Annotated in this window: 11 protein-coding genes; 5 read left to right on the forward strand and 6 right to left on the reverse strand. The window is 57.4% G+C overall.

The window, feature by feature from the left end; genetic code table 11:
• Window position 1: 1 nt before the first annotated feature.
• Entirely contained in the window at window positions 2-1150 is a 1149-nt protein-coding gene (locus ACMGGP_RS02240; RefSeq protein WP_187494531.1) for an iron-containing alcohol dehydrogenase, read from the reverse strand.
• Between the two features lie 187 nt (window positions 1151-1337).
• Between ACMGGP_RS02240 and dtnK the strand changes: the two genes are divergently transcribed.
• Genes dtnK through ACMGGP_RS02255 form a run of 3 tightly spaced genes read left to right on the forward strand, consistent with a single transcriptional unit; the run spans window position 1338 to window position 4341 of the window.
• The gene (dtnK, locus tag ACMGGP_RS02245; protein ID WP_498798104.1) at window positions 1338-2597 is read left to right on the forward strand and encodes a D-threonate kinase; all 1260 of its coding nucleotides are present in this window, start codon (window positions 1338-1340) and stop codon (window positions 2595-2597) included.
• Complete coding sequence (locus ACMGGP_RS02250) at window positions 2590-3570, forward strand: D-threonate 4-phosphate dehydrogenase (RefSeq protein WP_022625433.1); 981 nt, start codon at window positions 2590-2592, stop codon at window positions 3568-3570. The genes dtnK and ACMGGP_RS02250 overlap by 8 nt, the downstream gene beginning before the upstream one ends.
• 6 nt (window positions 3571-3576) lie before the next feature.
• Window positions 3577-4341 (forward strand): DeoR/GlpR family DNA-binding transcription regulator, encoded by a 765-nt coding sequence (locus tag ACMGGP_RS02255; RefSeq protein ID WP_033756597.1) that lies wholly within the window; start codon window positions 3577-3579, stop codon window positions 4339-4341.
• Between the two features lie 248 nt (window positions 4342-4589).
• On the opposite strand, the gene speD is transcribed toward ACMGGP_RS02255, so the two are convergent.
• From speD to ACMGGP_RS02270, 3 genes are all read right to left on the reverse strand, one after another.
• Window positions 4590-5399 (reverse strand): adenosylmethionine decarboxylase, encoded by an 810-nt coding sequence (gene speD / locus ACMGGP_RS02260; protein ID WP_489737674.1) that lies wholly within the window; start codon window positions 5397-5399, stop codon window positions 4590-4592.
• 28 nt (window positions 5400-5427) lie between these two features.
• On the reverse strand, window positions 5428-6291 hold the full coding sequence (gene speE, locus ACMGGP_RS02265) for a polyamine aminopropyltransferase (protein ID WP_498798105.1): 864 nt from the start codon (window positions 6289-6291) through the stop codon (window positions 5428-5430).
• A gap of 102 nt (window positions 6292-6393) precedes the next feature.
• Window positions 6394-6741 (reverse strand): YacC family pilotin-like protein, encoded by a 348-nt coding sequence (locus tag ACMGGP_RS02270; protein WP_003854673.1) that lies wholly within the window; start codon window positions 6739-6741, stop codon window positions 6394-6396.
• Between the two features lie 181 nt (window positions 6742-6922).
• Between ACMGGP_RS02270 and cueO the strand changes: the two genes are divergently transcribed.
• Window positions 6923-8518, forward strand: a complete 1596-nt coding sequence (gene cueO / locus ACMGGP_RS02275) for a multicopper oxidase CueO (protein WP_498798106.1) — start codon at window positions 6923-6925, stop codon at window positions 8516-8518.
• Here cueO and ACMGGP_RS02280 read toward each other — a convergent pair whose 3' ends face one another.
• Entirely contained in the window at window positions 8519-9802 is a 1284-nt protein-coding gene (locus tag ACMGGP_RS02280) for a cystathionine gamma-synthase family protein (RefSeq protein WP_033756602.1), read from the reverse strand.
• A 235-nt stretch (window positions 9803-10037) separates the two neighbouring features.
• Between ACMGGP_RS02280 and hpt the strand changes: the two genes are divergently transcribed.
• Window positions 10038-10574: a hypoxanthine phosphoribosyltransferase gene (hpt, locus tag ACMGGP_RS02285; protein ID WP_010254010.1), complete on the forward strand. Its 537-nt coding sequence runs from the start codon at window positions 10038-10040 to the stop codon at window positions 10572-10574.
• Between the two features lie 80 nt (window positions 10575-10654).
• Here hpt and can read toward each other — a convergent pair whose 3' ends face one another.
• Window positions 10655-11311, reverse strand: a complete 657-nt coding sequence (can, locus tag ACMGGP_RS02290) for a carbonate dehydratase (RefSeq protein ID WP_029519477.1) — start codon at window positions 11309-11311, stop codon at window positions 10655-10657.
• Window positions 11312-11367 lie beyond the last annotated feature (56 nt).

Here is an 11367-nt window from a genome sequence, read left to right on the forward strand (position 1 = left end):
ATTACGCCTGGCAGGAAGGGAAAAGCGTCAGGTAGACGGCGCGCACATCGTCGGCGGTGACCGCCATCGGCACGTTGTTCATCAGACGCTGGACGTCGAGCGCGGCTTCCACTAACCAGGGCAGGTGATCCGGGCTGATGCCCAGGGCTTCCAGGCTGGCAGGCAGCTGCAGCCGCGCCACCAGCGCGGTGAAGTAGTCGACCAGCGCGTGTGATTTCGCTTCATCGCTTAAACGGACGTCGGCGTCGGGCAGCAGATCATAGGCCTGAGCGAATTTGCTCACCGCCGCCGGACGGACAAAGCGCATGCAGGGAGCCAGCAGGATGGCGTTGGCAACGCCGTGTGGCAGATGATATCTGCCCCCGAGCGGGTAAGAGAGGGCATGCACCAGATGTGTCCCGGCATGGGCAATCGATGCACCGCCATAATAAGAGGCCCAGAGCATCTCCAGGCGTGCCTGCAAATTTTCTGGCTCGCGCAGGGTGGTTTCGAGATTAGCGAACAGTTTCTTCATCCCAATCAGCGCATAGTTGTCGCTGACCGGGTTGGCGACATTGGCGGTAAAGCACTCAATCAGATGGCAGAGGGCGTCAATACCGGTTGAAGAGGCGATGTGAGCCGGCATGCTGGTGGTCAGTTCCGGCACCAGGGCCACCACATCGGGCAGCATCACCGGTGAAATAATGCCGACTTTGGTCTCTTTCTCCGGGATCGCCAGGATCGCATTGGGCGTCGCCTCAGAACCCGTGCCTGCGGTGGTAGGGATCAGTATTGAACGGGTACGGCGCTGCGGTTTTTCGCCTGCCAGCAGGGCGTCCAGCGAAGGCGCGGCGTCGATGCACAGCACTGAGAGTAGCTTCGCCACATCCAGCACGCTGCCGCCGCCGATGCCAATCACCATATCGACATGGGGCCGGGAGAGCGTCGCGATAATCGCTGCCACATCATGCTGGCTTGGTTCAGGCGGGACGCTGTTGACCACGCTGATACCCGGAATCTGATCCCGAAGTTGACCCATCAGTGCCTGCACTGCCGGAATCGCCTCAATGTTCCGGTCAGTGACCACGACTGCGGTCGATATCCCCTTCAGCAGATAGCGCATGTCGTTTAACGCCTGATAACCGCTAATCACCGTGCTGTTAATGTTCATTTCATACCCTTATTTCTGTCCTGTCTGAGCAGATGATTAATCTTGCTCAGCGCAATGCGAAGTCAGTCACTCTCTGTGGCTAATTTTATAAGGCATATCGATTTCGATTAACTTGAGCTTGCTCACATATAATCAATCATGATTGAATATAATCAAATGCAGCGGCAATCGCCTGACAGGAGTGAGGATGGGCTCATCATTATGGAAAACCCCGGTGCTGGTCATCGCTGATGACTTTACCGGTGCCAATGATGCGGGTAGCGGACTGGCACAGGCTGGCGCCCGCGTACATGTGCTGTTTGGCACTGAGGCGCCGTTGCCAGAGGACGCTGCGGATGTGCTGGTTATCAGCACCGACAGTCGGGCAGTCAGCGCCAGCCAGGCCGCAGAGCGCGTCGCTCAGGTGGTGCAGCACTTCGCCGCACAGCTTCAGCAGGGCTGGCTGTTTAAAAAGATCGACTCCACGCTGCGCGGCAACGTCGGTGCTGAAACCGCGGCTGCGCTGCGGGCCAGCGGCAAAAGGCTGGCGCTGGTTGCGCCGGCCGTGCCACGACTGGGCCGCACCACACGCGAAGGTAAAGTGTGGGTCAATCAGCGCTTACTGACAGACACCGAATTTGCCAGCGATCCGAAAACCCCGATCCTCAGCGCCCGCGTACTCGATCAGATGCAGATCGACGGCACGGAGATCGATCTCCCGACGCTGCGCAGCGATCGGCTTGATGCGGTGTTAGCGGCGGCGCACGGCGTGGTGGTGGTGGATGCCGAAAATGAAGCCGATCTGGCGCGACTGATAATCGCTGCGGCGCGGCTGACAGAAAAGCCGCTGCTGGTGGGCGCCGCCGGATTAAGCGATGCGCTGGGCACAGCGCTCTCTGTTCGCCCGTCGCGGCCCGTGCTGGCGGTAGTGGGATCGATGAGCAGCAGCGCGCAGCAGCAGATCGCCACGCTGCTTAACCAGCGGGCAGTTGAGATCGTAGATGTCGATATCCGCCAGCTGTTTCAGCAGCCCGCCTGGCCCGACCGGAATCGCTGGATCGAACAGGCTGCCGCCGCACTGCGTGCCGGTCGCCATACGGTGATCCGCACCTGCCAGCATGAATCCCAGCGTCACGACATTGAGCATCTCAGCCAGCAGCACAGCGTGACCCGCCAGCAGCTGGGCGAAGCGATCAGTCAGTTGCTGGGCGAAATAACCCACAGCCTGTGCCGGACACAGCTGCCGCATGCGCTCTATCTGTCGGGAGGCGACGTGGCTATTGCCGTTGCCCAGGCACTGGGGGCCAGCGGCTTTAAAATTCAGGGTCTGGTGGCGGGCTGTGTGCCGCACGGGGTTCTGCTTAACAGTGAATTTACTCTGCCGGTGATGACCAAAGCGGGTGGCTTTGGTGATGAAAATACCCTGGTAGCAGCCATTGGTTTTATTGAGGAGAAGTCGAGTGAGTAAAATTATTGCGATCACCATGGGCGATCCGGCGGGCATCAGCCCGGAAATCATCATTAAGTCACTCTCTGAAGGTGAGCTGAATGGCATCCCGGCGGTGGTGATTGGCTGTGCCAGTACGCTGCGCCGCATTATGGCGATGAATATTACGCCACAGGCCGAGCTGCGGGTGCTGGACCGGGTGCAGGATGCGCGGTTTGCGCCCGGCATCATCAACGTCATCGATGAGCCTCTGGCCGATCCCGACGCGCTGAAACCTGGCGTGGTGCAGAAAGAGGCGGGAGATCTGGCGTGGCGTTGCGTGAAGCGTGCTACAGAGCTGGCACTGGCGGGCGACGTGCATGCCATTGCCACCGCGCCGCTGAACAAAGAGGCGCTGCATGCGGCGGGCCATCTCTATCCTGGTCACACCGAATTGCTGGCGCATCTTACCGGAACCAAAGATTACGCCATGGTCCTCTACACCGATAAGCTGAAAGTGATTCATGTCACGACCCACATTGCACTGCGTAAGTTCCTCGATACGCTGAACCAGACGCGCATCAAAACCGTGATTGGTATGGCGGACACTTTCCTGCGTCGTGTCGGTTACAGCGCCCCGCGTATCGCCGTAGCGGGCGTAAATCCGCACGCCGGAGAGAACGGCCTGTTTGGCGATGAGGAGATCACCACCGTGGCACCCGCTATTGAGGCGATGAAAGCGCAGGGGATTGATGTCTACGGGCCTTGTCCGCCAGACACGGTGTTCCTGCAGTGCCAGGATGGACGGTATGACATGGTGGTCGCGATGTACCACGATCAGGGGCATATTCCGCTTAAACTGCTGGGCTTTTATGATGGCGTCAACATCACCGCAGGCCTGCCGTTTATCCGCACCTCTGCTGACCATGGCACCGCATTTGATATCGCCTGGACAGGTAAAGCGAAGTCTGACAGCATGGCGATCTCTATTAAACTCGCGATGCAGCTCGCATAGGGATATATGAAGGGACAGAGCCGTCTTGACCAGATTATGGATTACCTGAAAAGCCATAATCTGGTGACTGTTGAGCAACTGGTCAGTGCGATTTCCGCCTCACCCGCCACGATTCGCCGTGATTTGATTAAGCTGGATAAAGAGGGCGTGATCAGCCGCAGTCATGGCGGCGTTACCCTGAATCGTTTTATTCCTGCCCAGCCGACCACGCTGGAGAAGATGCAGCGTAACCTGGCCGAGAAGCAGGCGATTGCAGAATGTGCCGCCAGCTTTGTCCGGGCGGGCGATGCGGTCGTGCTGGATGCGGGCACCACCATGCTGGAGCTGGCGCGGCAGCTCACGCATCTGCCGCTGCGGGTGATCACTGCCGATCTGCACATTGCACTGTTTTTGTCTGAGTTTAAGCAGATCGAAGTGACGATTATTGGCGGACGTATCGACGACTCCAGTCAGTCCTGTGTGGGCGAACATGGACGGCGGTTGCTGCGCAGCATCAATCCCGATATCGCCTTTGTCAGCTGTAACTCCTGGAGCCTTGAGCGCGGCATTACCACGCCGACTGAGGAGAAAGCGGGGTTGAAACACGATCTTCTGGCCAATGCGGCTCGCCGGGTCTTGCTGGCGGACAGCAGTAAATATGGCTCCTGGTCGCTATTCTGCGCTTCTCCGGTGGATGACCTGACCGATGTGGTGACCGATAGCCGGTTAGATGAGGCTGTCTGCCGCACGCTGCGCGAGCGCGGGATTACGCTGGCGCTGACCTCCGCCTGAACAGAACGCGCCGTGTTGCTCTGACCTGATCAGCAGAACGAGAGCAGCACCGCGCGTTTATCTTTATCTCTCGCCGTTAAAACGCGCTGTTAACGCGCGTACGCATCATTCTCTTCGCGCGTAGTCGCGGGTGCGTCCACCGAAACCCGTTCAAACCTCAGTCAGGCAGTTGCCGTGATGAAAAAGCAGGGGGAACAAGAGGGAAGGAGACGCGCAGGTTATGAGCTATAACGCTGCGCGCCTGATAATCAGAGGGTCTTCAGGCCCACTGAGGGGATATTTCTGCCGTAGTAGATCTCGCGCATCTCTTTCCAGAGCAGATCGGTAATGCGCTTGTGCTCCTGCGGAGTGAGATCTTCCGGGCGGGTGTTAAACAGGTAGTGTTTAAGGTCGAACTCTTTCAGCAACATCTTGGTATGGAAGATGTTTTCCTGATAGACATTCACATCCACCATGTCATACATCGCTTTCATATCTTCAGACATGAAGTTCTGAATCGAATTGATCTCGTGATCGATGAAGTGCTTCATCCCTTTCACGTCACGGGTAAAACCGCGCACCCGGTAATCGACGGTGACAATATCTGACTCCAGCTGGTGGATCAGATAGTTCAGCGCTTTCAGTGGCGAAATGACGCCACAGGTGGAGACTTCAATGTCTGCACGGAAGGTGCACAGACCGCCTTCCGGATGGCTCTCCGGATAGGTGTGCACGCAGATATGACTTTTATCGAGATGAGCCACCACCGAGTTGGGCAGCGGACCGGGGTGCTCTGAGTTATCGATATCTTTCGGATCGATAGGCTCTTCGCTGACCAGAATCGTGACGCTGGCCCCCTGCGGCTCATAATCCTGGCGCGCAATGTTGAGCACGTTAGCCCCGATAATGGAGCAGGTCTCGGTCAGGATTTCCGTCAGACGGTTAGCGTTATATTGTTCGTCAATGTAGGCGATGTAACCATCGCGTTCAGCTTCAGTATTCGCATAGCAAATATCGTAAATACAAAAACTCAGGCTTTTCGTCAGGTTGTTGAAGCCATGTAGTTTTAGCTTTTGCAATTTCGTTCACCCCCTTAGAAATGCACTATCAGCACGCGGCAGATAACGCATTCAACAGATATTGCGGCAGGGCAAAGCTGCCGGTATGGATTGCTGGCGTGTAATAACGGCAGGTCAGGCCAGCGGCCTCGAAACGCGCCTTTAAGGTCGCGGTGTCGAGCTGGCGCAGCGCCGGATTATCACTCGCCCAGGCAAAGGTCATAATGCCGCCGTAGTAGGTCGGAATCGCCGCCTGATAGAAACTGACGTCCGCAAAGTAATGTCCCAGCTTGCGATGGCTGTTAACGGCCTCCTCCTGCTGCAGGAAACAGACGCCATTTTGCGCCACAAAGATGCCATTTTCATTAAGGGCCGCTTTGCACCCGGCATAAAATTCCGAGGTAAACAGACTCTCGCCCGGACCAATCGGATCGGTGCAGTCGGAGATAATGACATCAAACTTTTCCTGCGTCTGATTAACGAAGTTCACCCCGTCATCAATCACCAGCGTAAAGCGCGGATCGTCATAGGCACCCGCGCTGTGGTTCGGCAGATACTTGCGGCAAAAGGTCACCACGCCCGCATCGATCTCCACCATGGTAATCTTTTCGATCCCGGGATGACGTGACACTTCACGCAGCATTGCGCCGTCACCGCCACCGATAATCAGAACGCTCTTCGCCGCGCCGTGCGCCAGCAGCGGAACGTGGGTCATCATTTCATGGTAGATAAATTCGTCGCGTTCGGTGGTCTGAACGACGCCGTCCAGCGCCATTACACGGCCCATCGCGGCATTTTCGAAAATGATTAAATCCTGATGCGCAGTCTTCTCACGGTACAGCTCTTTATCGACCGTGAAATACTGGCCAAAACCGGCATGAAGGGTTTCATACCACGTTTCATTGTGGGCCATGGTGCTCTCCTCTGATGACATCGCCATGAAGATGGGCGGCATATGATAGCTAACACTGACCGTGGTTGCACGGTCAATGTCCGGCTGCAGAGGGAAGAATCGTTACCTGACGTAGGCCAGCAGGCTCAGCGAATCGCGGGCCAGTGACTTGCACTTTTTGTCGTTGGTGATGGCGATGCCGCTGAGATCGCGATAGCTATCTTCACCCAGCGCTTTCATGTTGTAGTTGCTGTAGTTGCTTAAATCCCAGCGGTTCTGCTGAGCAAAAAAGACCAGCGCTTTGCGAATCTGCGCGTCCGGTAAATCCTGATAGCCACAATCATTTTTCAGATAGACGAAAACCGCCGTGAGATCGGCCAGATCTTCCGCTTCGGATTCGCTCAGGGCAAAACTGGTGGAGGAGAAGCCAAGGAGTCCCGTCAGCAGCAGGATCCTGATACTTTGCTTCATAGTCGTTCTCTTCAATGGATATTGTTAATGACGTTAGCACAGTTGCTCTCAGGTTTTCGATTAATTTGCCGCTGTGGGCTGCTGCACCGCCTTTTTTCGTCAGATTCGCACGGTCAGGACTTGACCTTCCCATAAGGTCAGGGTTTAGGCTGTGCGCTCTGATGCCACAAGGATGATCACCATGCAACGTCGCCATTTCCTGAAACTCACTGCCGCACTGAGTGCAGCCGGAGCATTGCCGCTCTGGAGCCGTTCGCTGATGGCAGCCACCCGTCCGCTGCTGCCGATTCCGTCTCTGCTGGAACCCGATGCCAGGGGCAGCTACAGCCTCACCGCGATGCAGGGTACCACCCAGTGGAACGGCAAAGCGGTGCCGACCTGGGGCTATAACGGCAGCCTGCTGGGGCCGGTGCTGAAGATGCAGAGTGGCAAACCGGTGACGGTGAACATCCATAACCGGCTCAGCGAAGCGACCACACTGCACTGGCACGGGCTGGAAATCCCTGGTGCAGTGGATGGCGGCCCGCAGGCGGTGATTGCGCCTGGCGGCTCGCGTCAGGTCTCTTTTACGCCCGATCAACCCGCCGCGACCTGCTGGTATCACCCGCATCTGCACGGCAAAACCGGGCATCAGGTGGCTCAGGGGCTGGCGGGACTGATCCTGCTGGAAGATAAAGAGAGCGGAACGCTGCGATTGCCCTCGCAGTGGGGTGCGGATGATGTGCCGCTGATTTTTCAGGATAAGCAACTGACCAAAGATGGCAGCCGCATTGATTATCAGCTCGACGTGATGCGCGCCGCGGTGGGCTGGTTTGGCGACATGATGCTGACCAACGGCGTGCACTATCCGCAGCATGCGGTGCCGCGCGGCTGGCTGCGTCTGCGCCTGCTCAACGGCTGCAATGCCCGTTCGCTGCATGTTGCCGCCAGTGATAAACGTCCTCTCTACGTGATCGCCAGCGATGGTGGCCTGCTGGCCGAGCCGGTAAAGCTCGACTCGCTGCCGATCCTGTCGGGCGAGCGTTTTGAGGTGATGATCGATACCTCTGATGGTAAGAGCTTCGATCTGGTGACGCTGCCGACAGAGCAGATGGGCATGACGCTGCCGCCGTTTGACCAGCCGCTGCCGCTGGTGCAGATCCTGCCGCTGCGGGTGATGGCCAGCGCCACGCTGCCGGATCAGCTGGCGACGCTGCCAGCGCTACCCTCAACAGACGGCCTGACGACACGCTGGCTGCAGCTGATGATGGACCCGCAGCTGGACCAGCAGGGCATGCAGGCGCTGATGCAGCGCTACGGCGAGAAAGCGATGGGCAAGGGCGGTCATCACACGATGCCGGAAAAAACGGCTGCCGAGCCGATGCCACCAATGGAAAATATGGAAAACATGGATCACAGCATGCACGGCAATACGCCGTCCGCCGGTTACGATTTCCGCAACGGCAATAAGATTAATGGCCAGGCCTTTGATATGACGAAGCCGTCGTTTGCGGTGAAGCTGGGTGATTACGAGAAGTGGACGATTTCAGGTGAAGGCGACGCGATGCTGCACCCGTTCCACATTCACGGCACCCAGTTTCGTATTCTTTCAGAAAACGGCAAACCGCCAGCCCCGCACCGGCAGGGCTGGAAGGATATGGTGAATGTCGACGGCTGGCGCAGTGAAGTGCTGGTACGCTTCAACTATGTCGCCGCCGCAGAACACGCTTACATGGCCCACTGCCATCTGCTGGAGCATGAAGACACCGGCATGATGCTGGGCTTTACCGTCAGCTGATTACGCCTGATCCAGCGCCAGCTTCACATCTTCAATCAGGTCGCCGGCGTTTTCGATGCCAATCGACAGCCGCACCGTGGCGTCAGTGATCCCAATACGCTGACGCACCGCCTGCGGCACGCCGGAGTGGGTGGTGCTGCCAGGATGGCTGGCCAGCGACTCGGTCCCGCCCAGGCTTACCGCCTGCTTAAACAGCGACAGCGCATTAAGAAAACGGAACGCAGCGGGCTGATCGCCGACGATATCAAATGAGAAGGTTGAACCGGCACCGCTGCACTGCTCGCGATAAGTTTTCCCTTCGGCGCTCTCCGCATCCAGATAGGGCAGCCAGTGCAGCTTCGCCACTTTCGGGTGATCGCGCAGAAACGCCGCGACCGCTTCCGCATTCTGCCAGGCTTTCTCCATGCGTAGCGACAGCGTTTCCAGCGAGCGGCTGAGCATCCAGCTGGAGTGTGGATCCAGCTGCGTGCCGATTGCGCTGCGCAGGGCGCGCACTTTCGCCATCAGCGCTTTACTGCCCATCGCCGCGCCTGCAATCAGGTCAGAGTGACCGCCAACATACTTGGTCAGCGAGTAGAGCGACAGATCAGCGCCCAGCGTCAGCGGCTGCTGGAACAGCGGGCCGAGCAGTGTGTTGTCACAGGCGATAATCGGTCGTGAACCCTGCTGCTGATCAATCTCATCAGCGATACGCGCCATCAGACGGATATTGACCAGGCTGTTGGTGGGATTCGCTGGCGTTTCAATCAGGATCACCGCTACCCGGCCCTGGGCCATCGCCTGCTGAGCGGCTTCACGCACTTTGGCTTCATCATTGCCGTCGCTGAAACCCACTGCTTTGATGTCCAGATTGTGCAGCGTCTTGCTAAGCAGGGTTTCGGTGCCGCCATACAGCGGCTGGGAATGCAGGATCACCTCGCCCGGACGGGCAAACGTCAGCAGGGCAGTGGAGATGGCGGCCATACCGGAAGAGAAGAGCGAACAGCTCTCCGCCTGCTCATAGACCGCCAGCCGATCTTCTACAATTTCGCTGTTAGGGTGGTTAAAGCGGGAATAGACCAGCCCACCCGATTTGCCTTCCGGCGGCTCACGTCGGCCAGAGACGTAATCAAAGAAATCCCGTCCCTCTTCGGCGCTGTCAAAGACAAAGGTCGAGGTCAGAAACACCGGCGGCTTCACCGCACCTTCAGAGAGGCGGGGATCATAGCCATAGTTCAGCATCTGGGTTTCCGGGTGCAGCGGCCTGTCGCCGATATGCGTTTTTTTGCTTGAAGATGAAGTCATTGTGATCTCCGGCCAGCGGCGCGAGTAGGGTAACGATCTGTTGGATAAAGGCTACCATGCAGCGAATCATGCTGGTAAATGCCAGAATGTTCTAAGGTAATGCGCATTTCAGCGAGCCGCAGGCGGCGGGTAATAATTTTCGCGACGTAATCGTTTGCTTATGGGGCCGCGCAGCCGTCGCTGCTGCGTCTGTGATAGACTCCGGGGCTTTTCTGACGTAACCGGGCTGAACGCAATGAAACACACTGTTGAAGTGATGATCCCTGAACAGGCAATCGCCACGCGCATCGCTGAACTGGGCAAAGAGATTAACGACCACTACCGCGACAGCGGCAGCGATATGGTGCTGGTGGGGCTGCTGCGCGGCTCCTTTATGTTCATGGCTGATCTCTGTCGCGCCATCGATGTGCCGCATGAAGTCGACTTTATGACGGCTTCCAGTTACGGCAGCGGGATGTCCAGCACGCGTGATGTGAAAATCCTGAAAGATCTGGATGAAGACATTCGTGGCAAGGATGTGCTGATCGTCGAAGATATCATCGACTCCGGCAACACCCTGAGCAAAGTGCGTGAGATTCTGCAACTGCGTCAGCCAAAATCCCTGGCGATCTGTACGCTGCTGGATAAGCCAGAGCGCCGTGAAGTCGAAGTGAACGTCGAATATGTCGGCTTTGCGATTCCGGATGAGTTCGTGGTGGGCTTTGGTATCGACTATGCTCAGCACTATCGCCATCTGCCTTATATTGGCAAAGTGGTGCCGCTGGAATCCTGATACCGCTCTACCGCACATTCTTCCAAGGCCTGCACCGGTTGCCTGGTGTAGGCTATGCCGCGCTTTACGCTGCGATCGGCTCAGGCCTCGCCGTTCTTCCGCAGATTAGCAATGCCGTGGCGGTAGCGCTGTTCGAGGATCTCCCGGCTGTTTGCCGTCACATCAAGGTTACGCAGACAGCCGTCCTGAATGCCGTATACCCAGCCGTGCAGGGAGACATCCTTTCCGCGTTTCCAGGCAGATTGCAGTACGGTGGAGTGCCCCAGGTTATAGACTTGTTCAATAACGTTGATTTCGCACAGTTTGTCCAGGCGCTTATCCGGCGGGAGTTCCCCCAGCAACACGCTATGCTTGTACCAGAGGTCGCGGATGTGCAGCAGCCAGTTGTCGATTAATCCCAGTTCCGGGTTATCCATCGCCGCCTGCACGCCGCCGCAGCCGTAATGGCCGCAGACGATAACGTGTTCCACTTCCAGCACTTCGATAGCGTACTGCACCACGGACAGACAGTTCAGGTCGGTGTGGATTACCAGATTGGCCACGTTGCGGTGAACGAAGAGTTCGCCGGGTTCGAGCCCGGTCAGACGTTCGGCAGGAACCCGGCTGTCAGAACAGCCAATCCACAGGAAGCGCGGTTTTTGTGCCTGGGCGAGCCGCTCAAAAAAGCTGGGATCTTCTTCAACCAGTAATTTTGACCATTCGCGGTTGTTTCTGATCAGGGTGTTGATGTCTGTCATGGTGTTGAGCGACCGGTTACTGCGCAGAGTGCGCGCGCGTACTATATGACAGGGCC

It is taken from the genome of Curtobacterium sp. BNK-1, assembly GCF_048685235.1.
Taxonomy (GTDB): Bacteria; Pseudomonadota; Gammaproteobacteria; order Enterobacterales; family Enterobacteriaceae; genus Pantoea; species Pantoea agglomerans.

Bases quoted from the DNA above. Each gene is read 5' to 3' on its own strand.
- ACMGGP_RS02240 (WP_187494531.1), bottom strand. From the start codon at position 1,150: ATGAACATTAACAGCACGGTGATTAGCGGTTATCAGGCGTTAAACGAC.
- dtnK (WP_498798104.1), top strand. From the start codon at position 1,338: ATGGGCTCATCATTATGGAAAACCCCGGTGCTGGTCATCGCTGATGAC.
- ACMGGP_RS02255 (WP_033756597.1), top strand. From the start codon at position 3,577: ATGAAGGGACAGAGCCGTCTTGACCAGATTATGGATTACCTGAAAAGC.
- speE (WP_498798105.1), bottom strand. From the start codon at position 6,291: ATGGCCCACAATGAAACGTGGTATGAAACCCTTCATGCCGGTTTTGGC.
- ACMGGP_RS02270 (WP_003854673.1), bottom strand. From the start codon at position 6,741: ATGAAGCAAAGTATCAGGATCCTGCTGCTGACGGGACTCCTTGGCTTC.
- cueO (WP_498798106.1), top strand. From the start codon at position 6,923: ATGCAACGTCGCCATTTCCTGAAACTCACTGCCGCACTGAGTGCAGCC.
- ACMGGP_RS02280 (WP_033756602.1), bottom strand. From the start codon at position 9,802: ATGACTTCATCTTCAAGCAAAAAAACGCATATCGGCGACAGGCCGCTG.
- hpt (WP_010254010.1), top strand. From the start codon at position 10,038: ATGAAACACACTGTTGAAGTGATGATCCCTGAACAGGCAATCGCCACG.
- can (WP_029519477.1), bottom strand. From the start codon at position 11,311: ATGACAGACATCAACACCCTGATCAGAAACAACCGCGAATGGTCAAAA.